At 37.3% G+C, this 25747-nt stretch carries 21 protein-coding genes and 1 riboswitch; of the genes, 11 read left to right on the forward strand and 10 right to left on the reverse strand.

The genetic code is table 11. From position 1 onward, the window contains the following. The first annotated feature begins 121 nt into the window (after window positions 1-121). From mnmA to G525_RS20500, 6 genes are all read left to right on the forward strand, one after another. The gene (gene mnmA / locus G525_RS0107070) at window positions 122-1309 is read left to right on the forward strand and encodes a tRNA 2-thiouridine(34) synthase MnmA (protein ID WP_027125535.1); all 1188 of its coding nucleotides are present in this window, start codon (window positions 122-124) and stop codon (window positions 1307-1309) included. A gap of 32 nt (window positions 1310-1341) precedes the next feature. After that, window positions 1342-2955 (forward strand): S8 family serine peptidase, encoded by a 1614-nt coding sequence (locus tag G525_RS0107075; RefSeq protein ID WP_027125536.1) that lies wholly within the window; start codon window positions 1342-1344, stop codon window positions 2953-2955. Then, window positions 2956-3900, forward strand: coding sequence for an NAD(P)H-dependent flavin oxidoreductase (locus tag G525_RS0107080; RefSeq protein WP_027125537.1), 945 nt, complete (start codon window positions 2956-2958; stop codon window positions 3898-3900). 428 nt (window positions 3901-4328) lie between these two features. After that, window positions 4329-5723, forward strand: a complete 1395-nt coding sequence (locus tag G525_RS0107090; protein WP_027125538.1) for an MATE family efflux transporter — start codon at window positions 4329-4331, stop codon at window positions 5721-5723. 274 nt (window positions 5724-5997) lie between these two features. Next, on the forward strand, window positions 5998-6225 hold the full coding sequence (locus tag G525_RS0107095) for a hypothetical protein (protein ID WP_027125539.1): 228 nt from the start codon (window positions 5998-6000) through the stop codon (window positions 6223-6225). Continuing rightward, on the forward strand, window positions 6225-6830 hold the full coding sequence (locus G525_RS20500; RefSeq protein ID WP_051209841.1) for a phosphatase PAP2 family protein: 606 nt from the start codon (window positions 6225-6227) through the stop codon (window positions 6828-6830). Before G525_RS0107095 ends, G525_RS20500 begins: the two co-directional genes overlap by 1 nt. On the opposite strand, the gene G525_RS0107105 is transcribed toward G525_RS20500, so the two are convergent. The 6 genes from G525_RS0107105 to G525_RS0107130 all read right to left on the reverse strand — a co-directional run bounded on the left by G525_RS0107105 (window position 6810) and on the right by G525_RS0107130 (window position 14861). Then, a complete protein-coding gene (locus G525_RS0107105) occupies window positions 6810-7691 on the reverse strand; it encodes a diacylglycerol/lipid kinase family protein (RefSeq protein WP_027125540.1) in 882 nt (293 codons plus the stop codon). The genes G525_RS20500 and G525_RS0107105 overlap by 21 nt on opposite strands. 288 nt (window positions 7692-7979) lie before the next feature. After that, a complete protein-coding gene (locus G525_RS0107110; protein WP_027125541.1) occupies window positions 7980-9341 on the reverse strand; it encodes an acyl-CoA dehydrogenase family protein in 1362 nt (453 codons plus the stop codon). A 471-nt stretch (window positions 9342-9812) separates the two neighbouring features. Further along, the gene (locus G525_RS0107115) at window positions 9813-10865 is read right to left on the reverse strand and encodes a YncE family protein (RefSeq protein WP_027125542.1); all 1053 of its coding nucleotides are present in this window, start codon (window positions 10863-10865) and stop codon (window positions 9813-9815) included. A gap of 5 nt (window positions 10866-10870) precedes the next feature. Further along, entirely contained in the window at window positions 10871-12697 is a 1827-nt protein-coding gene (locus tag G525_RS0107120; RefSeq protein WP_027125543.1) for a TonB-dependent receptor plug domain-containing protein, read from the reverse strand. Window positions 12698-12730: 33 nt separating this feature from the next. After that, a riboswitch (cobalamin riboswitch) is annotated at window positions 12731-12955 on the reverse strand. 236 nt (window positions 12956-13191) lie between these two features. Beyond that, window positions 13192-14268: a methylmalonyl Co-A mutase-associated GTPase MeaB gene (meaB, locus tag G525_RS0107125; RefSeq protein ID WP_027125544.1), complete on the reverse strand. Its 1077-nt coding sequence runs from the start codon at window positions 14266-14268 to the stop codon at window positions 13192-13194. Between the two features lie 17 nt (window positions 14269-14285). Next, a complete protein-coding gene (locus G525_RS0107130) occupies window positions 14286-14861 on the reverse strand; it encodes a DUF2911 domain-containing protein (protein ID WP_027125545.1) in 576 nt (191 codons plus the stop codon). Window positions 14862-15171: 310 nt separating this feature from the next. Between G525_RS0107130 and G525_RS0107135 the strand changes: the two genes are divergently transcribed. Next, window positions 15172-16095, forward strand: a complete 924-nt coding sequence (locus G525_RS0107135; protein ID WP_027125546.1) for a mechanosensitive ion channel family protein — start codon at window positions 15172-15174, stop codon at window positions 16093-16095. A gap of 23 nt (window positions 16096-16118) precedes the next feature. Here G525_RS0107135 and G525_RS0107140 read toward each other — a convergent pair whose 3' ends face one another. Together G525_RS0107140 and G525_RS20505 are read right to left on the reverse strand one after the other, a co-directional pair. Next, window positions 16119-16991 (reverse strand): carboxypeptidase-like regulatory domain-containing protein, encoded by an 873-nt coding sequence (locus G525_RS0107140; RefSeq protein WP_084647722.1) that lies wholly within the window; start codon window positions 16989-16991, stop codon window positions 16119-16121. A 342-nt stretch (window positions 16992-17333) separates the two neighbouring features. Next, the gene (locus G525_RS20505) at window positions 17334-18125 is read right to left on the reverse strand and encodes a bile acid:sodium symporter family protein (RefSeq protein ID WP_245577745.1); all 792 of its coding nucleotides are present in this window, start codon (window positions 18123-18125) and stop codon (window positions 17334-17336) included. A gap of 467 nt (window positions 18126-18592) precedes the next feature. On the opposite strand from G525_RS20505, the gene G525_RS0107150 reads away from it, so the two are divergent. The 4 genes from G525_RS0107150 to G525_RS0107165 all read left to right on the forward strand — a co-directional run bounded on the left by G525_RS0107150 (window position 18593) and on the right by G525_RS0107165 (window position 22600). Further along, a complete protein-coding gene (locus G525_RS0107150) occupies window positions 18593-19738 on the forward strand; it encodes a BamA/TamA family outer membrane protein (protein ID WP_027125548.1) in 1146 nt (381 codons plus the stop codon). Window positions 19739-19917: 179 nt separating this feature from the next. Next, window positions 19918-20655, forward strand: coding sequence for a DUF2490 domain-containing protein (locus G525_RS0107155; RefSeq protein ID WP_169514432.1), 738 nt, complete (start codon window positions 19918-19920; stop codon window positions 20653-20655). 93 nt (window positions 20656-20748) lie between these two features. Then, on the forward strand, window positions 20749-21957 hold the full coding sequence (locus G525_RS0107160) for an OprO/OprP family phosphate-selective porin (RefSeq protein WP_027125550.1): 1209 nt from the start codon (window positions 20749-20751) through the stop codon (window positions 21955-21957). Window positions 21958-22024: 67 nt separating this feature from the next. Continuing rightward, window positions 22025-22600, forward strand: coding sequence for a hypothetical protein (locus G525_RS0107165; RefSeq protein ID WP_027125551.1), 576 nt, complete (start codon window positions 22025-22027; stop codon window positions 22598-22600). A 329-nt stretch (window positions 22601-22929) separates the two neighbouring features. Here G525_RS0107165 and G525_RS0107175 read toward each other — a convergent pair whose 3' ends face one another. Together G525_RS0107175 and G525_RS20510 are read right to left on the reverse strand one after the other, a co-directional pair. Further along, on the reverse strand, window positions 22930-24504 hold the full coding sequence (locus tag G525_RS0107175) for a serine hydrolase (RefSeq protein ID WP_027125552.1): 1575 nt from the start codon (window positions 24502-24504) through the stop codon (window positions 22930-22932). A 798-nt stretch (window positions 24505-25302) separates the two neighbouring features. Continuing rightward, a partial coding sequence (locus G525_RS20510; protein WP_035479184.1) for an integrase core domain-containing protein occupies window positions 25303-25747 on the reverse strand: 445 nt, incomplete at its 5' end.

Raw genomic sequence — 25747 nt, forward strand, 5'->3', positions numbered from 1 at the left:
CTCCGTAAAGTAAACCTAGAAACCAGTCTCCCGTCGTTTGTCATCCGTCACATTTTTTAACTTCAATTTCAAATTCTCCGTCGCATTACCTTATCTGCAATAAACTTCGTAATTTTGCAAAATGAAAAGAGTAATAGTAGGACTTTCGGGAGGTGTTGATTCAAGTGTTGCAGCCTATTTGTTAAAGGCGCAAGGCTATGAGGTTATTGGCTTGTTTATGAAAAACTGGCACGATGACTCAGTAACTATTTCAGATGAATGTCCTTGGTTGGATGACAGCAATGACGCCATGTTGGTGGCCGATAAATTAGGAATTCCTTTCCAAACGGTCGATTTGAGTGAGCAATATAAAGAACGTATCGTCGATTATATGTTTGATGAATACCAAAAAGGAAGAACACCAAACCCTGATGTGCTTTGCAATCGAGAAATCAAGTTTGATGTCTTTATGAAAATTGCACTCGATTTGGGTGCAGATTACGTAGCTACTGGCCATTATTGCCGAAAAGGAACTCTTCAAAAAGATGGGAAAGAAATTTACCAGCTGTTGTCTGGTGTGGACACCAATAAAGACCAATCTTATTTCTTGTGTCAATTGTCGCAAGAGCAATTATCAAAAGCATTATTCCCCATTGGTGAGCTAACAAAGCCAGAAGTCAGAAGAATTGCAGCAGAACAGGATTTGATTACCGCTGATAAAAAAGATTCACAAGGTCTTTGTTTTATTGGTAAAGTGCGACTTCCCGAATTTCTGCAACAAAAATTGCAACCAAAGGAAGGCGTCATTGTTGAAATTCCTTCAGAACAACCCTTGTACCATCAAACTGAACCGCATTTCGATTCTGAAGCCGAGGAGTTTGCTTATTTGACGCGTAAAATTGACTATAAAATTTCCGATGGAAAAGTGGTAGGAAAGCATCAAGGCGCGCATTATTTTACCAAAGGCCAGCGCAAAGGACTTTCTGTTGGTGGCACCGTCGATCCGCTATTTGTGATAGATACGGATGTTGAAGAGAATGTAATCTATACCGGTCAGGGAAAAGAGCATCCGGGTTTGCTAAAAAAAGCGTTATTTGTTGCCAACACTGAAGTCCATTGGATTCGCGAGGATTTGAAACTGGACATGGATCAAACTATGGATGTTGAAGCACGGATCCGATACCGTCAACCGCTTCAAAAAGCAACCTTGCACCAACTTGAGAATGGCCTTTACGTCGTTTTTCAAGACTTACAGTCAGCCATTACCGAAGGTCAGTTTGTGGCGTGGTACCTTAAAGACGAATTAGTTGGTTCGGGAGTTATTTCTTAAATTGCAGTAATAGTTTTGCCAAATTATTACTGATGAATTTAAAGATATTTCTGTTTCTTCTAATTTGCGTTTCTCCTGCCATGTTTGCCCAACAAGATGCGTGGGTTTATTTTTCTGATAAAGAAAATGTAGAAGTCTCCATTCAAAATCCTAGTGCAATACTTTCCCAACAGGCTATTGCAAGAAAAAAGGCACATCAAATAGCCATCGATTCTAGAGATGTGCCTGTGAACGAGTCGTATATTGCCCTCTTAAAAGCTACCCGTGGCATTACTGTTTTGGCGAAATCAAAATGGATGAATGCTGTGCACGTAAGAGGGGAAGCCTCTGACATTGCAATCCTGTTAGATTTGGACTTTGTTGCTTCAATTGACTTTGCCAATAAAGATTTGGCCGTTCTATCAAGAGCCAGAGTTCAACAAGATAAGTTTGCGATAGAAGCGGGTTTGGAGGATTTTACTTACGGCAGTACCCAAAACCAGGTAAACATGATCAATGTTGATGCGCTTCACCTTGAAAACTATACTGGAGAAGGGATTATTATTGCTGTTTTCGATGGGGGCTTTCCTAATGTCAATACCATGGCAGCATTCAGCAGATTAAGAAATAATAATAGGCTTTTGGGTGGCTATGATTTTGTAAACAAAACTCCAGCCATATACGAGTCTACTAGAAGTTCGCACGGAACGAAGGTTCTGAGTACCATGGCTGGCTATGTTGAAAATAAATTTGTAGGTACTGCACCGGACGCTTCTTATTATTTGTTTCGTACGGAAGAAGTTGCCAGTGAAAACCCTGTTGAAGAAAGTTATTGGGTAGAAGCAGCGGAACGCGCCGATAGTCTGGGTGTCCATATTATCAATTCATCTTTGGGCTATAATACCTTTGACAATGCTAGTTATAATTATGTGCCCTCAGAAATGAATGGGACGACGACCTTTATCAGTAGAGGTGCGACTATTGCCTCTCAGAAGGGATTATTGGTGGTTAATTCTGCCGGGAATTCTGGAAATGAGCCCTGGGGAATTGTCACGGCACCCGCGGATGCTTCTGGCGTTTTTACTGTTGGGGCTGTCAATGCCAACGGTCTTTACGCGGCGTTCAGCTCGCGAGGTAATATATTTCAACCCAGTCAAAAGCCGGATGTGGTGGCGCAAGGCTCTGGACCTAATGTGATTTCAGAAACAGGCGATATTATTATTAATAGTGGTACTTCTTTTAGTGCACCTATTATAGCAGGAGGCTTGGCATGTTTGTGGCAGGCGTTACCCAATGCTAATGCTGAAGAAATTAAGCAATTCGTGAGATTATCAGCTTCCCAATACCGCGCTCCTGACTATTTTTTGGGGTTTGGAATTCCCGATTTTCAGTTGGCGTTATCTTCAGGACTTTCAATTACAGAAATCGATCTCCCAAAGTTTAAAGTGTACCCCAATCCTGTTGTAAATAGGCTTTATTTTCGCGTACCGGATCGTTCTGAAGTTCGTATATTGAAAGTTTATGATGCGGTTGGCAAAATAATAATCGAACAATCCTATTCTAAAACCCAGTCTGGTCTGGATGTATCACATTTAGCTTCTGGTCTATACACGCTCAGTGTCATTTCAAATAACTCAGCTTTTAATTTTAAATTTATCAAATCTTAAATGTCAAATAAAATCACCGAACTTTTTAAAATTCAATACCCAATTATCCAGGCAGGAATGATCTGGAACAGTGGATGGAAATTGGCTTCTGCTTCAAGTAATTCAGGAGTTCTTGGTCTCATTGGTGCGGGCTCCATGTATCCTGAGGTGCTGCGGGAACATATTCAAAAATGTAAAAAGGCTACAGATAGACCTTTTGGCGTCAATGTACCTATGCTTTATCCAAATATTGAAGAAATCATGGATATCATCGTTCAAGAAGGGGTTAAAATTGTCTTTACTTCTGCAGGAAATCCTAAAACTTGGACCTCTTGGCTTAAAGCACGTGGGATTACTGTTGTTCATGTGGTGAGCAGTGTGAAGTTCGCATTAAAAGCCCAAGAAGCTGGTGTTGATGCTGTTGTTGCCGAAGGTTTTGAAGCGGGTGGGCATAATGGAAGGGAAGAGAGTACTACCTTGACATTGATTCCAATGGTTAGAGAAGCATTAGATATTCCATTAATTGCAGCTGGAGGTATTGCCACCGGTCAAGGGATGTTGGCAGTTATGGTATTAGGAGCAGATGGTGTTCAGGTGGGCAGTAGATTTGTTGCGAGCGAGGAAAGTTCTGCACACCAAGCCTTCAAAGAGGTGGTTGTAGATGCTAAGGAAGGCGCTACGCATTTGACTTTAAAAGAATTGGCACCAGTTCGATTGATCAAGAATAAATTCTATGATGATATTGTCGAATTGTATAAAATGTCTCCAACTTCTGATGATCTTAAAGTTCTATTGGGAAGAGCCAGAGCAAAACGTGGCATGTTTGAAGGCGATTTGGAAGAAGGTGAATTGGAAATAGGCCAGATTGCAGGGTTGATACACGATATTAAACCGGTAGCCAAAATTGTTGAAGATCTGGTCTCAGAATATGAAACTGCAAAACAACAGGTGACGTCGTTATTTTAAATTCATAGAACCAATACTGTAGCGCGATTTTTTTTTGACGTCAGCTTCTAATATTCCCTAAAACCTTAGGAGATTTTCTAAAGGAATTAGTTCGTTTTAAGATAAACGAAAAGGGGAAAATTTCCCCTTTTTTCATTTTGGAATGTTTTAAGAATAAAATTTTTAATCCCTCTAAAATAATATCTAAAACTTTCATAATTAGATGATGAGCATTCTGTAGAAGTTATATATCAATAGCAGCATCATGTATTTTATGTAAAAATAGCAGATATCAGCGCTCTTTCGTAATATATAAGCCTCAATTTATTAACAAAATTCCTGTGTAAGTTAATAACTCTTAGGTTGTTGCTCCGTTTCATCGAAATAAATTCAGAAAGTGATTCATAAAGAATAGCAATCCATTACCTTTGCAGCTTCAAAATTAAAAAGTGATTTTAACGCAATATACAAAGGAATTTAAGTACAACTTAAACTTGGCTGCACCGGTCATGTTGGGCATGTTGGGCCATACTTTTGTCAGTCTTGTAGATAATATCATGGTTGGCCAGATGGGGGCAGCTGAGCTCGCTGCAGTGTCTTTAGGCAATAGTTTTATTTTTATTGCCATGTCGTTGGGAATTGGTTTCTCAACCGCAATCACGCCTTTGGTAGCGGAAGCAGATACGGAAAGGAATTTCGCCAAGGGAAAATCGGCATTTAAGCATGGCCTATTTTTATGTACGACGTTGGGAATTGTGTTGTTCTTGCTTCTTCTGTTGGCAAAACCATTAATGTATGTCATGGACCAGCCTGAAGAGGTGGTCGTGCTTGCAATTCCATATTTGGATTTGGTGGCGTTTTCATTGATTCCACTAATTATATTTCAGGCCATCAAGCAATTCAGTGATGGACTTTCACTTACCAAATATCCAATGTATGCCACTATTGTAGCCAACGTCATCAATGTGGTATTGAACTATCTGTTGATCTTCGGAAAGTTTGGATTTCCGGAATTGGGTATTGTTGGAGCGGCTCTGGGCACCTTGATTTCCCGTGTCGTCATGGTCTTTTTCTTATGGTGGTTATTAAGAGCTCGCGAAAAATCGAAAGCCTATGTCACCAATATCAAAATCTTTGTGCTAGAATCTGCCATGCTAAAACGGATTATCAGTATTGGATTGCCAAGTGCAATGCAAATGTTCTTTGAAGTTGCCATTTTTACTTCGGCGATATGGCTCAGTGGTACCTTGGGACAGAATCCACAAGCGGCCAACCAAATAGCTTTAAACCTGTCGTCAATGACCTTTATGGTGGCTACTGGGTTGAGTGTAGCCGCAATGATTCGGGTAGGGAATCAGAAAGGACTTAAAAGGTTTACGGAATTACGTCGCATTGCCATCTCCATTTTCCTATTGGGCGTAATTTTGGCCTTTGTATTTGCCATAGCCTTCGTGCTTTTGCATAAGATCCTTCCAACCATCTACGTGGACTTGGAAGATCCGTTAAATGCCATTGATACGCGGGAAGTTGTGAGCATAGCTTCTACTTTACTTTTGGTATCAGCTGTCTTTCAGATCAGCGATAGTTTGCAAGTGGTGGCGCTGGGGGCGCTTAGAGGTTTGCAGGATGTAAAAATTCCGACCATCATTACTTTTATATCCTATTGGGCCATCGGGTTTCCAATTAGCTTTTATTTTGGGAAAGAAGAGGCTTTGGGAAGTGTTGGGATTTGGCTCGGATTGATTGCAGGACTTACTAGTGCGGCTATTTTATTATTCATTAGATTCAATTATTTGACCAAGAAACTGATCAAATTGGAGACGGCTAACGTTCAACGCGCCTAAATTGAAGTTCTTAAGTTTCTAAAGTTCGATATTTTGACTTTATTCGAGAAACCATGACCAATAAGAATTCGTCTTTGCTTTAGAAAAATAATTTTCATTAAATAAGATATTTATAGACTTTTGTCTCTTTCTAAATTATAGTATCTAACCTCAAAAAAATGTGATATTTTTGCATTTAAATTATATGGTGTTTAATTATCATTTGGATGTTCAAATTTTAGAATCAACTTTACTTTAGACATTTTAAATTCTCATAACTCTTATACCTCAAACAATGGAACTACCAAAATTTATACTCGGCGATAACACCGATTTTCCAGAAGCGATTTATATCATTCATACTGAATTTCCTAGATTTATATTAAACCTTGAAGATGATGAGGTGGAATGGATGGAAGAGTTTGACGAACATGATGAAAAGGAAATCGCATCTGAAACTGAGAACCTAATTCAGTTGGCTACAGATTTCTATGATCGTGAAATTGAAAGATACAATGCCTAATGTTTGAGCAAATATTACAGTTAGATACAGATGTGTTCATTTATTTGAACAGTATGGGAACGCCAAAATGGGATTCATTCTGGATGGCATATACCTCTAAATTTAACTGGATTCCGTTTTACGCGCTCTTGTTATATTTGATTTTTAAACAATTGCATTTAAAGGGCTTTTTGATTACCATTGTAGCCGTAGCTTTGATGATTTTGGTTACGGATCAGGTAACCAACCTTTTTAAAAATGGATTTCACAGGTTGAGACCTTGCCATTTGGCGGAATTGATTGATAGTATGCGGTTGGTGAAATCTGGTTGTGGTGGAAAATATGGATTCTTTTCTGGGCACGCCAGTAACACTATGGCAGCGGCAATTTTTATTGGCTTGACTTTAAAAAAACGATTCAAATACTTGATATATATTCTAATTTTTTGGGCAATCTTAATGGGATATAGTCGCATCTATATTGGGGTGCACTATCCGTTGGATGTATTGTTGGGGATGTTATTTGGTATGTTGACGGGCATCTTATTCTACAAGCTTAACCTTTATATGATCAATAAATTTCAGACGAAAAGGAAGAACCAAGACTTAGGCAATGACCTGAAGTGATTTTTCCAAAACTGAAATGTTAAGAACTTCACTTTCAATATTGAAAAACTCACCATCAATTTGACTTTCGTAAGCTTTTTGACTGGCTTTGCGAATTTTGATGGTTTTGGATTGATAACTCTGCGCTTCATTTAACAAATGATGCTTCTTGAATAAAATCAATGCTCCAAAGACTAATGACTTTAATCTTGACATTTTGGAGACAATTAAGACATCCAATAAACCATCCTGTAAGGAGGCCATTGGTGTTAAACTTAATTTATAGCCCATTTCATTGGAGTTGGATATAAATACTAAGAAAGGATCCGTTTCGATGGTTTTCCCATTGATTTCAACCGTTATTCTATTTCGATAACTTAAGCCACGTAACGCTTTTAATGACGATTTGATATAACTTATCAATTTTCGCTCGTTGGAATTTTCATAGTGCATGATCACTTGGGCATCAATGCCAATACCGGTATTGCTAAAGAAATACTGCTCATTTACGCGTCCAACGTCAATTTTCCTTACGGTTTCGGATTTTATAAGAGACATGGCACGCCCAATATTTTTTGGTATTTTTAAATTGGATGCCAATCCGTTACCTGATCCTAGAGGGATAATCCCCAAAACGACATTGGTATTTACCAGACAGGACGCGACTTCGTTTATGGTTCCATCACCGCCGCAGGCTACAATAATAGCGGCGCCTTCCGCGATGGAGGCATTCGTCAAAGTTTTTGCGTGTTTTTTATAATCAGAAGTTTTTATGGTGACCGCATAACGTTCCTTATCAAAAAAATTTTCCAAAAAAAATTGATTGATAGGGTGGTTGCCAGAACCAGCGGTAGGGTTCACTATAAAATGTATCTGTTTCAAATAATTCTTCTTTTATTTTAAGATCTGTTTACACTATTTATGGCTCAATTTGTAGAAATCTGAGGTTTTGCGCAAAAGTCTGAAAAGCGTTTGAAAGATATTAATTTACATAGATAATTTATCAAAAATTTAAGGAATTAAGCCATTCAAAAGTTTAGTAGATTCTATCGTAACTTTAGGCTATGCCAGACCATTAGAATTTGGAAAATTTGGTGCTTACAATACTGGACATTATACCAGTCTGAGTTTTTTAAACCAGTAAATTGTATGATCCTATTATTTCATCTGTTAAACAAACGCACTATAACCTGTAATGGCGCGTCCAACAATGAGGGTGTTGATTTCTTTGGTGCCTTCATAAGAATAAATAGCCTCGGCATCGGCCACAAACCGTGCAACGTTGTATTCTAACAAAATACCGTTGCCTCCCATAACTTCGCGCGCCTGACTCACCACATCTCTGGTTCTTAAAGAGCAAAATACTTTAGCTAGTGAGGCGTGTTCGTCGGTCAGCAAGCCTTGATCTTGCAATTCAGAAAGTCGGTAGACCATGGTTTTCATCGCGGTCAAATTAGATAACATTTCTACCAAATGGTTTTGCACCAATTGAAAGGAAGCAATGGGTTTTCCAAACTGTTCCCGTTTTTTGGTATATTTCAAGGCATTCTCATAAGCGCCCCTTGCGCAACCTACCGCTTGCCATGCTACACCCGCTCTGGTCATCCTTAGAACTTTAGCGGTGTCTCGGAAGGAATTAGCATTTTGAAGTCGGTCCTTTTCTGGAACTCTGCAATCTTTTAGACTGATGATGGCATTTTGGACCGTTCTCAAGGCCATCTTATCTTCCATTTTTTCGGTAGTAAATCCTGGGGTGTCTTTTCTGACCAAAAAGCCTTTTACTTTGTTGGATGTCTCATCTCTTGCCCAGATTATGGTTACGTCAGCAAACGTAGCATTTCCGATCCATTTTTTTTGGCCGTTTAACACCCACTCGTCACCTTCAATCCTACAGGTGGTTTCCATCCCGCCGGCCACGGCACTTCCCACATTAGGCTCGGTCAAGCCAAAAGCACCAATCAATTCCATTTTTTGCATTTTAGGGAGCCATTCCTCTTTTTGTTCATCGCTTCCGCAGAGGTAAATCGAGCCCATGGCCAGTCCGCTGTGAACACCAAAAAACGTAGAAATGGAGACATCCACACGCGCTAATTCTTCTGCAATGATCCCTTCCATAATAAAGGGGAGGTCAGGGCAGCCGTAACCTTTATAAGCGACACCACAAATATTGAGTGCTGCCAGTTTTGGAATGAGGTCCATCGGGAATTTTGCTTTATTCCAGCAATCATTGGCAATGGGCTCTACTTCATCTTGCATAAAGTTGCGAACCTTCATTTGGATGGCCCGTTGCTCTTGAGTGAGTTTTAAATCAAGATCATAAAAATCACCATCAATAGGAGGAAGCTGGTGTTGGCCTTTTTTGCTTTTTTCACTGAGCATTTTCATGAGTCCGTTGAGCTGATTGTCATCAAGTTCTCCTACTGTTTTCATGATTTTTGGTAAATCGATCTTCTCTGAGATTTTACTGAGATCATCAAAATCAACTTCTTTCATCAGGTTAATGATGGACTTAATTTTAGTGAATAATGCCATAGCACGCTTGTATTTTAAATTAGTTGTTGAAAAGTTAGGCATTTACAACTAATTATGAACGTAGGTTGAAAATATTTACAAAGAATTTAACGAGGAAAGTTAATCGTATATGGTAGCAAATTCGACAGGAAGACTAAGTGAAAAGTTTAGATTAGAAGATAAACTGGACTGGAATAGCCTGATTGATGCCTTAGGATTTGTTAACATAGAAATCTTTAGGTGCTTTTATTATTCGCGTTAAAAAGTTGTTCTTAGAGCGCAATTCTTTCGACTTTGCGCCATGCCAAGTGCTCCTTATATCAATTAAAAACACATTGGCAGCTTAAAACAATTCCTGCCATTTTTAATAAAAAAAGTTTATGAGCTGATTTGTTTAGGGATTTAGAGAATGTTTTTTAAAAAAGACAGCCCTGAACCTATAAACTCCTGAACTCATAAACTTTCAAAAGGAAATTAATTTCTTAGCATTTATTAATCATTACCATAAACCCCATTGGCTCCAATGCCCGCTTTAAAGGACTTTAAGAATTTTCCGTCAAGATCATAAACGTTTACTTCAGAACTTTCAGTAAATCCTTTAACGTCGGTATAAAATAACTTATCATCAACTACGTTGAAACCATAACCTACATCCCAAGGAGATCCTGTGGATTTTGTATCTACAAATTCAGTATTTGAAAATGAAGTTAGATCTGTTCTAAATTTATAAATTTTGGATCCTGAAACAAAATATATGTAGTTATCTTCTAACTCCAATTTACTTGCATTTGAGAGTCCTTCTTCAAACGTAATCTCTCCAATTACGGCATTGTTGCTTGTGGTAATTTTAGTAATGCCTGTGTCGTGCATGGCATACAAGATTCCGTCTTCAATCTCCATAGAGTTGAAACCTACGCCAACAGTAAGATCTTTAACAATGGTATGGTTTTTTGAGTCGATGACCGTAATGTTCTTGCTAATATTACTGTAGTCAGAGTCAGTGTCATAGGAAGGATTCATTATATATATAAAATTATTGTCTTCTCTTATTTCCTCCACAGATTTATTGATTTGGATAGATGTTATATGTGCGAAACTATTAGCGTCAAAAATCTCTACGGATTTTGTTGCCTCATTAGTCACATACAGTTTGCCATCTTCCACCAAGGCATATCTTGGTTGGTTAATTTTCTCCGTAATTGTAGCCACACTTTGAAAGGTATACCGATTGACAACCTCAATCTTATTACTATTGTTTACTACCAAATAGGCGTAATCATTTTCAAATACAATTGATTGTACCACACTGCCCAAGGTTTTTCCGTTAGCATTTTTATATATTTCCTTAGAAACTGTGTTCAAATCCTTGCTAATAAAAGTTACAGACGCGTTGGGGTCAGGAAACTTTCCTTCATTGCTCACGAAATAGCCATTCTCAAAGTCGCCTTTGATTAGAGGTGCAGAATCGTCAGAATCACTACAAGATGTGAATATTAATAGGACAAGTAAGCTAAGGGTGCTGAATTTAAATAAATGTTTGATCATGTTTATTATAGTTTTAGAGTTAAATTAATATGATAATTAATGCCGGGCATAGGGCGATAAGCCATGGTTTTGTAATCAGTATTGCATAGGTTGTTAATTCTAGTACCTAAGATCCAATGAGTGTTTTTTCCAAAAGCATAATTGACCGATAGATTGGTCAAAACAAAGTCATCAAGAATGGTGTCAAGGTTATTATCACTGTGCGTAAAGACTTCCCCTGTATAAATGGTGTTAAGTCGCGTTGAAAAACCTTTATGTTCATAGGTCAGGCCCAAGGTTGCTTTATGATAAGGCACATAAATTAATTGATAGTCTGTTTCATTATTTTTAGAAACGGTATAACTATAGAGCGCCTTAATTTTTAATTGATGTGCATTGATATTAAACTCGTAATGCATGGTACTTTCCAGTCCATAAGAACACACGCTGTTGGTGTTGACTGGCCGCCATAAATTGCCGGAATAAGGTAACCAACGGATCATATCGTCAATATTATTGTAATACCCAGTGAGGATAAGCCTTAAATTATCAAAATTAAATTCGTTTGAAAGTTCATACTGGATAGACGATTCTGCTCTTAAATCAGGGTTTTCGGCGCCTGGCCAATACAGATCATTAAAAGTAGGCGTTCTATAGTTTTTGGAGATGGAGATGTTCACAGCGTATTCAGGAAGAGGTTGCCATTTGAAACCAAAAGAAAAGAGAAGTGGGCTTTTAAAACCTTCATTAAGTTCACCACGTAATGTGGCTTGATAGTTAAAGTCTTTTGTCAATTGATGTTTGAGGTAGAGATTGGCGCTTCCGGTATGTCGTTTGACATTATCGTAATTGGTGCCTGTTGCGGTCGCCAAATTGTATTCCCCGCCAACATTTACCAAGAGTTTTTTAAACTGCATTTGGTAATTATAGTTGGCAATATACGTCCAACCATTGCCATTACTTGAGCCATCATTCGTGTCTAATTCTGGATAAAATCGGTACTTTTCGTTGATTAATCCGATTTTTGCCGTGGATTGATTTTTGCCTGATTTGTATTGATATTCACCCAACAAACGTAAATGGTCATCGGTATATTTATTCCGAGTTTGTGACGTTTCAACAATTGACAAATGACGATCACTTGTAAACAAATTGGAATACAGCTTAATGCTGTTTTTGCTATCTAGTTGATACATGCCGTTTACTGAAGCGTTAAGGTTATAAAACTGACCGTTTTCGTTATAATCTTCCGTGTTTGGGTGCCTATAATCATTATCAGAATCTAGATAACTTAAACCAATTTGTAAATTGGATTTCTCACCTGAAATACTGTGATCGGTACTTAGGTTCTTAGTATTGAAACTGCCGTAAGCTGCCTTAAACTCATGGGTGTTCTCTGTACCAACTTCTAAATTATTATTTAAATAGACCACCCCACCAATGGCGCCCGTACCAAATTGGGTGCTTCCGCCGCCAGGACGTACCAGCACTTCAGATAGGTTTTGGGTAGTGACAAGACTAAAATCCGTTTGCCCTAAAAAGATGGAATTGATGTTGATACCATTCCAAACCACCGCGGTTTGTTGGGCAGAAGTGCCTCTAAAGGATGCTGAAGTGGCCATTCCAAAACCGTTTTCCTTAAAATATATAGGAGTTTCAAATTGTAATACTTCGGTAAGTTGTGGGCGGTAATTGGAGAGGCTTGTTTTGTTGATTGTAATAATAGGCTGACCAATGGATCTGTCTTTCAACCTTTCAGCTTTTAAGAAAATAGTATCCAAAACCGTATCCTTCTCTTGCGAATGGACAAGGAAAGTGCATAAAAATATAATATACGCGAATACATGTCTCATAAATTCTGTTTATCCCGAACAGGTCATTTTTTTGTAATGTTAGTGGACTTGGCAGGTCTCCTGGCTTGCGTCTTATTGTGAACCTTCCCATCCCGCGTGTAACGTGACAGTGGTAAGTAGTAACTACAATAAGCATCCCGATATCTAGGGACTAAGCGTACAGTTGCGGGAACAGCTTCTGATTTTAACAGAATTCCCATTTAATTACACCCTTTACTTCTTAGATAAGTGTGTAAAACCAATTCGCGACAAAGATAGCTTATTATGAAAGATCTACAATGAAATGGATTTTTAGATTTTAGGTAAGAATTAAAGTTTAATTGGTTGTTTCAAATAAGGTCAAAGTATTTAGGTGAAATTGAAGAGATCTTTTGCGCTCTATCTGTTTAACCACTATAGTGATTTATATGCATTAGAATAAAATGCCTATTTTAAATTGAAACTTGAAACCCGAGACCCAAAATTAAGTTAAGATTCCTGCCTTCGCAAGTGTGCTATTTCATGGCAAGCAAGATTTCTGCGGCGGCAAAGGGAGAGGTCTCTCCATTTTCGATACGTTTCAACTGAATTTTTAATTCAGTTTTAATGGTGGTATTGGCGTAGAAATCAGACTTGAGTCGGTCTTCAATAGTTTGAAGCAGCCAAAACTTGTTTTGTTCACGTCGTTGGTGCTCGAAAAAATGAGTTTGCTTTGCTAGAGCGATATACTCTTCAATCAATTGCCAAACTTCTGGAATTCCTGTGTTGTGTAGTGCGCTAGCCAGCAACACTTTGGGCTGCCATCCGGAATCTTTTGGTGGGTAGAGATGGAGTGCTCTGTTAAATTCCACTTTGGCGGATTTAGCATTTTTAAGATTGTCGCCATCAGCCTTGTTGATTACAATGGCATCGGCCATTTCCATAATGCCCCGTTTAATGCCTTGCAACTCATCACCAGCACCGGTGATTTTCAGCAATAAAAAGAAATCGACCATACTATGTACAGCAGTTTCACTTTGTCCAACACCTACGGTTTCAATCAAAATAGTGTCAAATCCGGCCGCTTCACATAAGATAATCGTTTCTCTGCTTTTACGGGCTACACCGCCAAGAGAGCTTCCTGAAGGTGAGGGACGGATAAAGGCTTTATCGTTCTTAACTAATTCTTCCATTCGGGTTTTATCGCCCAAAATGGAGCCTCTGCTCAACGTGCTGCTTGGGTCTACCGCTAAAACAGCAACATGTTTTCCTTGTGAGGTTAAAAATGTCCCGAAAGTTTCAATAAACGTACTTTTTCCAACGCCTGGAACTCCAGTAATGCCTATTCTAATTGATTTATTGGCATAGGGCAAACATTTTTGAATGATCTCGTTGGCCTTTTTTAAATGCTGTGGGTTGGTGCTTTCCACCAAGGTTATGGCCCTGCTAAGTGCTGTGGGGTTTTTGGCGAGAATACCTTTTACTAAATCTCCGGCTGAAGGTTGCGTTTGCCGTTTGTTTCTAATGGCAGCAATGGCTTTTTTGTTAGTGCTTTCTGGTTCAGAAACACCTTTACTTTCTTGAAGTGCTGAAGATTTACGCTTGTTGGTCAAACTGTTTTTAATTTTGCCTATTGAGGTTGCACCTTACTAATGGACAAAGGGACTTCAATTTTGGTATGGTCCCAGGCCATGGTCATTTTTAAAATATCAACGGTATTATCAAAAGCAATGGTAAATTGCTCTACGGTGCTATCAATTGGAATTACAGGAACATCAACCTCCAAAAGGTCATATTTTGGTTCGCGCATTGGTCGCATTTGCTCGTCCACGCCCCACGGATATTGTTTGGTGTTAAAATAAACTTTCCAAATGCTGTCTTTAGGAATGGTCCAAAGCGTATAGGTGCCCTTAGGGACGGAAATTCCATCTACAATCAGGGTTTTATTAGTGTTAAAGGTAGTAGCTTCATTGGCTCCTGTTCGCCATACCTTGTCATACGGCACTAAAGCACCAAAAATTTCACGTCCTTTTTTAGAAGGTCTATTGTACAGCACTTCCAACTTCGTATCGTTCAATTCAAATTTGACGACATCTTTTGGACTTTCTCGTTTTGAGAAAATATCTTCGACAAAATACGAGTATAAAAACAAGCCTACAGCCACAAAAGCAAGGATGATCAAAAGGCGTTTTAAAAACTTATTCATAAATATAAAGGGTGATATATGTGAAACATGGGTTAAATATAAATCAAAAAGCTTGGCCTTTAAAGTACTTAACGCTGTTTTATGGAAAGATGTTATTATTTTTTATGAAAATTGGGTAAATTCTTCATGACGCCATCAGTCAAACCAGACTTTATGCTGTAACATCTTAAACCTTAACCATGATTTCTATCGCTTTTATTTTTATGATATAATGAGGTTTTGGATCCATCCAAATAGATTTTCATTTTAGAATGCACTCTTATTTAAATAAGAAGTATTAATTTCACATGCCAAAGAAGCGTAAAACGATATGAAAGTTCAGAAAGATAAGCATTGGATTACTATGTATTCGGTCACGGCGGTCTTATTGATTGCCGTACATTATATATTGGAGTTAGAGTTTTTTGATCGGTGGGATGCGTATGTTCCCTTTTTAAAAAAACTAAGTCTAAGCTTGTTTTTAATTTCCTTGATCTTCCTAATTAGTAAAATAATTGAAAGAGTCGTCAATACGCAAACTCGTCTAGAGGGCGACCGTTATAATCTTTTAAGGATTATCAGGTTTCTTGCCATCGTTTTTAGTCTTATAGTGGTCATTTCGTTCTTATTTAAGAGTCTTTATGCGGCGGCATTAAGTGTTGGTTTATTTTCATTGGTAGTGGGCTTTGCTTTGCAAGCCCCAATTACGTCTTTTATTGCCTGGATTTATTTGATTTTTAGGCGTTCTTATTTAGTTGGAGATCGTATTCAAATAAACGGACTTCGTGGTGATGTGGTAGAAATAAGTTATTTAGACACGTCTATTTTGGAGTGTAGTGGGGATTATTTAGGTAATGATAGAAGGAGCGGACGCATTATCAGGTTTCCTAATAGTTTGATATTGAGAGAGGAGGTTATCAATTATTCTGGTCCACAAATACCATTTATATGGAATGAAACAGCGCTACAAATTGCTTATACAAGTGATTTGCAGTTTGTGGAAGACTGCTTATTGAAAGCGGCGCTTAATGATTTTAAGCAACACTATCCAGAACGTGCCTCTGATAATTTAGGAATATGGGAACCAGCCGTTTACTTTAGGATAAATACCTTTGCCTGGATGGAAGCGGTAATTTCTTATCCTGTGGAACCATTTGACACTACTGGGCGTAGAAATCGTGTTTTAAAGGAAGCTTTGCCAATGTTGAATGCAGCACCAGACAAGGTGAAATTTCCTGAAGGAGCACTGCGTTGATAGAATAATTGACGATTCATTTTTTATTCGCATCTGGCATTTAAATAAAAACTCAGATTTTGACTTGCTGCCGTCCATGTATCCATTGTTTTTTCGCGGAAATAGGCGGTGCTCAAAGGTGAAGCAGCCGTAGAGATTGAAAAATATTTACTCGTTTCATCGTTTTTTACGCTTTCTAACCATTGTAAGGTTACGGCAATCTCTTGGATGTCTTCTTTTATATAAACGTTATATGGTTCTAAATCGACTTTAAACCATCCCAGAAAAGTGTTATTTATTTCAAAAATTATGTTTTCAAATAGCAACAATTCTGTTGGAAGTCCGTCTTCGATTTTGTAAAAATTCACCCTAAATTTTAGAGAAGAAAAATCGTTGGAAGTGATATTGAAATTCAAGTTCTTGACATGGCAGTTCTTCCTAATTTTAAATTTCATACCTCTTTCCTTGCTCAATCTATCGTCAACGTCTTTTTCATGAACGGTATAAAAATTCATGTGGTTGAGCCCTAATCCTTTTGATGACCGGCCTATTTTCTTGGATTTTAGTTTGATTTTTTTTGAGCTGATAACAACTTCATCCAATTGGGTGTTCTCAGGGTGCAGATGAATGCTATTGTTTTCTTGCTTTAGCTCTGAAATCAAATACTTTTCAGTTTTAAAACCCACAAATGAAAATGTAACTGTATCGTTTTTGGTCGCTTTATCGTTTAATAAAAGCTTAAACATACCATCTTTATTAGAAACTGTTCCAATTGTTTTATTTGCGATTCCGATATTGACAAAAGCCAAGGGTTCATTATTTTCAAAATTCTGTACCTTTCCATTAATCATAGTGTCTTGGCTGAGGCAGATGGTAGGTGTCGATAAAACCAATAGCATTATTATTCTAAATATCATTGAAGTTTGAAGTTTTTGAAATCAATCAGTAAAGCTACATGAATAAGCTTAAAAAAAGTTTGTCTTGGTTAATGGATTTATGATAAGATGAGCAGCCTCATAAATAATGGGCTTATCAAATTATAAATTTATCAATGTCTAGTTTAAAATAAAATCTGAATGGCTTGACTTTCTACCTTATTTTTATTGGGAATCATAGATAAAGAACTATCTTTAGTACAAAAGTTCCGGCTATTTATTTTGAATGTGCTTCAGACCGCTTTCCAAGAAGCCACATGAGAATTCCCCCCAGTTGTAAACATCCATATGGTATATGCTATAGTGGGAATGCTCATTTCTAAATTATTTAAAATAGTCGTTGCAATTTAAAATAGTCGTTGCAATTACAATGGCCAGGGTTCCGTTTTGTATACCACTTTCTACGGTGATGGAGATGGTGCTTTTTAACTTCAGTTTAAATACTCTAGCGGTTACATAGCTCAATCCCATGGTGATTATATTTAATAGTAAGGTCACGAGTCCTACTTCTTGCATTGCAGTACCTAACATATTAAATTTCGCGGCTACTACGACTATAAATACGATTATAAATATAACAGTGGAAGCCATTCGCATTGGTTTTTCCATACGTTGAGCAAAGCTGGGTTTGAATCTACGGATCAGCATTCCTATGGAAATTGGAATAATTGTAATTCCCATTATTTGAATAATGGTATCTAATATGGGCAATTTGATGGCAACATTGGTGTCAGAACCAAAATACGCTAAGGCATAGGACAAGATAAAAGGTATTGTAAACACACAAATAATACTTGCAATAGCAGTTAATGTGACCGATAGTGCAATCTTTCCTTTACACACTTGCGTTATCAAATTACTTGTTGCTCCGCCAGGGCAAGTGGCCAGAATCATTAGTCCTACAGCCATTGTTGGGTCTAAATTAAAAGCTATGGCTAATGCAAAACCAATAATTGGTATAAATATAAGCTGATTGGTGAGGCCAATTAATATGGTTTTTGGCTTTTTTAAAATTCTTGTAAAATCGGAAACTCTTAGCGTCATGCCCATTCCAAGCATTATTATTGCCAGGGATAAGGGTAAAAATACATTACTTATAATATCAACTGCAGTCATGGTTTGGAAAATTGATTCATTTAATTTGTTGGCCTAAGGGCGTGCAGGGTTCATTTATTAGGCTTATTATACTGTTTAATTGACCAATTTAGCAAATACAAACCGAACCAGTCGTTCGAGCAGCTAGAAAGTCCGAAACACCTGGTGTTTTTGAATAACAATAGATTTTTTTGATACAAATAGAATCTGTGATAAATCAGAACAGTTTTGCTTATAATATGAGGCATATATGATCTTTATCCCATATGGTTGGTGATATTTTAGATACCAGGACCAAGGATAAATTAAATATTATTTTTTTATTCGAGCGTTTAGATCTGTGTACTCAAAAAAAATTGACTTAATTTTGGTTAGAGCCTAAAATTGCAAGTCATATTGAAAATCAGTTAGCATTTTGATGTAATAGTGAAACGGATGAAGAAAATAAGATCACCATATGTAAAGGTCTATTTTAAAGATTCTGTGATATGTTAAGATCGAAAGTATGTATTTTACTGGGACTATTCTTTTCAGTTTGTTTATTCTTTGAAAGCTACGCCCAAGAGTCTAAAACCCATTCCATTTTAAAGGATACTTTAGATGGAAAATTAGATTTGAGTCGTTTTGCAAACCAAGCGAGTGGATTTATTCCCGTATTTTTTATTATTACTGAACCTGCTTTAGGTGGGGTAGGTATTGGCGCAGCGCCTCTTTTTATAGACGCAAAACCAGAAAATGATTCTGGTGAGTATCTTCCACCAGATGTAACTTCTTTATATGGTATTTATACGGGTAACAATACCTGGGGTGTTGGTGCCGCTAGAATAGGCTCTTTTACGAAACAGAAAATAAAGTATAGAGTCTCAGGGGGCTATACAAGTATCAACCTTTCACTTTATAGAAATATCCCGCTTTTGGGAGAACGGGAATTTGAGTTTAATTTTAAGACCGCCTATTTTTATACTGCGATTTCTAAAGAACTTGGTAAAACTGGACTTTATGCAGGTCTCGATTATTTATTTTTAAATACCAAAGTCAGCCCAAATTTTGAAAGAGAAATGCCGGAATTTGTCTCTGAAAAAGAAATAAACAGCAAGACCTCATCATTGGGCGTCTTTTTAGAAATTGACAAACGTAATTCTGTGTTCACACCTGATTATGGGTTTTATGCGAAGCTCGATTTTGGAATCAATGCTGATTGGACAGGAAGTGATTATAAGTATGAGCGCCTCGATGCAAAAGGCTCATGGTTTTATGCTATCAAACCAAATTGGATTAGCGGATTAAGATTGGAAGTTCAACAAATTTTTGATACACCTCCTTTTTATTTACTACCTGGAATCGATTTACGCGGGGTCCCATCCGCACGTTATCAAGGGCATACAACGATGCTATTAGCTACTGAGCAACGTTATGATTTTACGAGGCGATGGAGTGGGGTTGCTTTTGGAGGTGTAGGAAAAGCGATACAACGCAACCAATCATTTAAAGATGCCGATTTGGCTTATGGCGTAGGTGGCGGATTTAGATATCTTTTGGCCCGAACATTGAATTTTAGAAGCGGGATTGATGTAGCTTATGGTCCTGAAGGTTGGGCTTATTACTTTGTTTTTGGACATGCCTGGAATAGATGATAATAGCATCTTTGTGCAATAAAGACAAATAGGGTCATCATAAGTTATTAAAAATTGGAGATGTGATCCAAATTATGACATTAAAAGCGTCTTCTGCTTATATATGGTCCAATGCTGACATTAATTTGATAATAGAAGGCTCCAGCTTTTCCTTTTAATTGTTACAATTTTAAATGCATATGAATGCCCAAGATAGTATTAGTGATCAGGATGTTAAAGTAAATCAGCAGTTGTGGTTAGATTATAATTTTAAAAACTTAATTGGTGAGTCAAAATTATTAAGCACTCAAGTTGGCTACAGGAAAATAGCACCTGAAATCTATGATCGCTTTCTTGCGGTCTCTACTTTAGAGTTTAATAACAAAGGCCTCGATTTCTTAAATTTAAAAACCCCGTTGGTTAGTACTTTTCAAGTGGGCGCTGGACTTATTTACACTAATAATTATGACAATAACGACAACCTAGAATTTCGTTTGTTTCAGGGGTTTAAATTTAATATTCCTACAGTAAAAGGAGTTAATCTATTGAATTACGTACGTCTTGAAGAGCGTTTTCAGAACTCATTTGATAATTCTGGATGGGATTCAGGTTTCCGTATTCGCTATAGAATTTCGACCAATCTCCGTTGGAAGAAACATCTTTTTGAGTTTACACATGGGTTGTACATTCCCTTAAGTTTTGAAATGTTTTTTAATGTTAAAAAATCAGATCGTTTTAACGATGTGTTTAGGATTGCTCCCGGATTAGGGTATAAATTAAAGAGTGATTGGCGGTTTGAAATGTTTTTGATCTTTAACGAATCCAAAAACAATACGGCGACGATTAATAATTCAAGCGATTTCATTTTAAGGATCCGGATTTTTAATGATAATGTCAAAAGCAAGTCGAAAGCTTCTACCCCCGAGCTGAAGAATTGAAAATTTGAAATCAAGTTAGAAAATCCAACGTATAATAAATAAAAGAATTTTAATAATTAATAAGGTGCATAATAAAGCCATAAGAAACTATTGATGATTGTAAAAAATAGCAAAATCGTCGTTCTGATAGTAGTTGGATTCTTTGCCACTCATTTAGGAAGTGCTCAAGAAATAAAGAAAGATTCAGTTGGACCTGTAAGTGTTAAATACGGACCCAAAGGATTTGAGTTTCGAACAAATGATGGAAAACATTTACTACATATACAAACCCGATTGCAATTTAGAGTAGCCACACCAAATGATCAAGATCCTATAACCTTAGATGATTTTTCGGATGATAGGTCAACGGTGTTTAAAATAAACAGGGCCCGACTAAAAGTTGGTGGCCATGCTTTTGAGGAGTGGTTGAAATATTATTGGGAGTATGAATTGTCAGGCTCTAAAATTCTTGATTTCAGGGTAATGATTGAGAAATGGGAATGGTTAAATTTAAAAGTGGGCCAATGGAAAGTCGAATTTTCCAACGAAAGACGTATCAGTAGTGGGGAACAGGAAATGGTAGAGCGCTCTATTATTAATAGGCCATTTACATTAGATAGACAACAAGGAATGGAGTTGTATGGGCATCTTGACGGAAAAGGACCTTTAGATTTTAGCTATTGGGCGGCAATATTGACCGGTACAGGAAGAGGATCTACCGTAAATGATGATAAAAATCTGATGTATTTTGGCAGATTGCAATGGAATTTTTGGGGAGAGCCACTAAAATTTGAAGGTTCTGATTTGGAAATTCACGAAACGCCGTCAGCTTTTGTCGCATTTGCAGCCGTAACAAATAGAAGCCCATATACACGATTTTCGGCGGCAGGAGGAGGATCGTTGTATGGATATGAAGATGGGGAAGCAGGACAATATAGGGTTAATCAAACCAATTGGGAAACAGCATTTAAATACAGGGGTTTCAGTTGGCAAACAGAGTTTCATCATAAGCAAATCATTGATAAAGTAGATAATGACCAAAGCTCAAAAATCAGCGGTTACTATTTACAAGCCGGGTATTTGTTCCATCAGTCTTTTGAGTGGTGGCCAAAAAAGCTTGAAATGGCTTTTAGATATGCCAATTATGATCCTAATTTAATTATTGATGAGCATGAACATGAAAAGACCTTAGCCTTTAATTGGTTCTTTAAGGAGCATAAAAATAAATTAACATTTGAGGTCAGCCATTTTGATTATCTGCAGGTAGATACCGGACTAAATAGCGAATGGCGATTTAGAATCCAATGGGATATCTCATTATAAAAAAATAAGGTGGTCAGTTATTTGAACACTCTTTAATTATATTAACTATATCTAATACATCTCAACCATGAAACTTCTTACTCAAAAATCAGATTTTAAAAAACAAGCCATCCACTGGCTGATGTTTACGTTTTGTTATTTACCCATTACTGCTTTAAGCCAAACAGAACCAAGCGAAGGTGCTGAAGAAGCCATTAAGCACCATCGGGTAATGCTGGTATTGAGCCATACACACGTTCCGTCGGGCATTGACTCTGATGGATCAAAATCTTGGATTGCATCACCAAGTTGGGGTCTGGATTACGATTATCGTTTTAATGAAACCTGGAGCTTAGGGATCCATACAGATATGGTTCTTGAAAACTTTGAATTTGAAGATAGCGATGAAATTGTACAAAAAAGATCCTCGCCATTTGCTATTGCGCTTATCCCATCTTATAAATTTGGAGCGCATTTTTCAGTGATGGCCGGGGGAGGCGTTGAGTTTGCGGCTGAACAGAATTTGGCACTCGTTAGAATTGGCGCAGAATATGGCTGGGAACTCCCAAAAGATTGGGAACTTGGTATTTCATTAGTTAGTGATATTAAGATTGGCAGCCATAATTCATGGTGCCTAGGGTTTGGTATTGGAAAGTTGTTTTAAATTAGTGCGTCCTCATTTTTAAAAGTTTCGTTGCCATCTATTAAAAATTGATAGTTGGTCTGAACTCGATTTTCAAAGGGTCTTTCGGTTTTATCTCCGATGTCCTGATTCGTAGTAATAAAATTATTTCTAATTTCACAAAGCCTTCTCAAACCCAATTGAAACGGCTTTTATATATTTTTTTCTCAGACAATTGTCTTATAATAGTTCTGCTTTAATCAACACCTAGATTGGTTTTATGAGTGTTGGAATCAATTCAGTTTAATCTTTCAATATTATACCGCACTAACCATTTCTACAAATAATCTCTAGTTATTTTTGCATTGAGATTACTTTTCAATGCGTTTCAAGTCGAGATCATGAAAATCAAAACTAAAATCGATATTTGGCGATATGCCTTTCATTTTTATACCTTGTGCTTTGCCGTTCTCATCTAGATTGAACATTGCAAAAGCGTCACAAGGCATATCTGTATACTCCCATTTAATCGCAAATGTATTGGCTTGATAGAAGAACATTTCGCCATTAAGCTTTGGCGATCTTAACGACTTAAACCACAACTTTCCATTGTTTAATAAAATTTCGATAGTACCAAACCAATTGTCTTTATAGGTTCCGATATAATCAGAGGGATCAATGCTATTTTTAGGTGCTTTAGCTACAGTTTCCCAAACCGCTGTTGTGACGGAATCACTTTCATTTTGATTTTTTTTAAGTCTCTTTTCTGCAATTGAGACCCAATCATTTTTTTCAACTCCTAAATAAGCATCCATGATTTCCTGGGCTATGGTATGATAACTGTAGCCTCCCGGATCTGTATTGGTAAGAACAACTATTCCTAGATTCAGTTCGGGAATAAGAATCGTTCTCGATAACATCCCTGGTAAACCGCCAGTGTGCTCTACAACAACATGTCCGTTTTTATCACTCAAAAACCAGCCAAGTCCATAAGCTTCAAAGTGTGTTTTGTAAGGTGTTTCAGGTTCTACGGTAAAATCAATATTTGTATGTGGTTTCCACAGTTCAGCATGGTTTTCTTTCGTAATCAGTTGATTTTTTAAAGACGAGCCGTACTTTCCTTGGTTTAAGTTTAGAAAAAGCCACTGGCTTAAATCGTTAACACTTGAATAGATGCCTCCTGCTGCTGCTAATGAACCGTCATTTTTTGTATAGGTTTCCAATTGTTTAAGTTTTCCATTTTCAACGGCATGAGGAAGTGCCACATTGCTTTTGTCGGTTATCCTTTGGTATATTGCGGCGGATCGATTCATCCCTATCGGAGTCATTATCTTGGTTTTCACGAATTCCGCCCATCCCATGCCACTTACTCTCGCTATCACTTCGCCAGCAACTACGTATAACAAATTGTCATAATCGTATTTTGTTCTAAAAGCGGACACAGGTTTTTGGTATTGAAAACTGTTGAGTACATCCTTCATTGTAAAATCTGATCCATCAGGAAAAAATATTAAATCGCCGGCACCAAGACCCAGACCACTTCGATGCGTCAGTAGGTCTTGAATATTGAAGTTTTCCGTAAGGTATGGATCATACATCTTAAATTCAGGTATGTAATCGACTACTTTATCAGTCCAATTCAATTTGCCCTCATCCACCAGAATGGCCAATGCAGTTGTAGTAAACGCTTTAGAATTGGAGGCGATGGCAAATAACGTGTTTTCATCAACTGCTTTCTTGATCTTGGCAGAAGTAACACCATAACCTTTTAAATGGACTATTTTATTATCCTTGACCACAGCAATTGCAATTCCAGCATTTGGTGCAATTGACATGGATTTACGTACTAGTGAATCAATTTGGGCAGAACTATGCACTTGTCCTAATACGGTTTCATTTAGGAGTAAACAAAGAACAGTTAAGAACAGGAAAGTTGATTTTGTCATGATGAGGAATGTTTTAAATATCAAAATGAATTTATGGTTTAATGATTATTGCGGTGGCAAACACTAAATATACGAAGCCTTGATCGAGCTTTGGAAAATTCCCAGGATTTTCTAAGCAAGCTCGAATCAGCAATTAATTATACACGGCTTTCGTTTTTTTACTTTTCATATTTTCTCTGCAAATTTGCTGTCCACTATTCCAACTCCGTGTGAAATCAATCCGACTCCTCGATTTAGTTCCGAATATTTCTCTGGGCTTAATACTGTTCTATATCGTTTCAATTCTGGCTGAGAAATTTCTGAGACTGAAGGATATTGACCAATTTTAAAAATTTGTTTATTTGTTAAACATATAATCTGTTGCATTTAATGAAACCGATTTCGACTACAATATAAATCGATTGAATGAATTTTATTGAGAAAGTAATCTTTGCCTCCAACTTGAGACATATCTTTTAATGAGTTGACTTCACCCATTCCAAATGACGGAGGATTATTAGTGCCAATGAAAATGCTTTCCTTTTTACAAGAAGGACAGTATGAGTCTAATTTACCTTTGAAGAATACTAAATTGTATAATATATTTCCATCTGTTTCTTCAAATTCGAATTTTTCACAAAGAGGAGTTTCTAAAAAAAATATTCTATGTTTTCTATATTCATATTTGTCTCAAATTCTGACTAACGTTTTTGTAATGTAGGCTTCCCCAGTTTAGAACTGTTTGTTAATCCAAATATATAATTTTTTCCGTTTTAAAATGAATTGGCTTTCTCTTCATATTTCTGTTTAAAAGCCAATTTATTTTAAAATGAGCCCCGCGGCAGCGGCATGTTGCCTTTTCGCATATTCTATAGGTGCAATATTACCCAAGGAATCATGAGGTAAATGATGGTTATAATCATCCATCCATATCTGTGTCTGTTCCCTTACCTGGTCTATGTTCTCAAAAATGTATTTATTGAGGACACCTCTTCTATATGAACCATTGAACCGCTCTACAAAAGCATTTTGGGTAGGTTTTCCAGGCTGTATATATTTAAACTCTATCTCGTGCATCTCGCTCCAGACACTGGCAATGTGGGCGATGAACTCAGGGCCATTGTCCATCCTGATCTTTTTAGGTTTTCCTTTTTTATTTATCAGATGGTTGAGTACCCATATGACACGGTTACTGGTCAACGAAAAATCAATCTCGATATGCAGTGCCTCCCTGTTATAATCATCGATGATATTAAATGCCCTA

Origin of the sequence: Gelidibacter mesophilus DSM 14095, from assembly GCF_000423005.1 — a bacterium.
Lineage (GTDB): Bacteria > Bacteroidota > Bacteroidia > Flavobacteriales > Flavobacteriaceae > Gelidibacter > Gelidibacter mesophilus.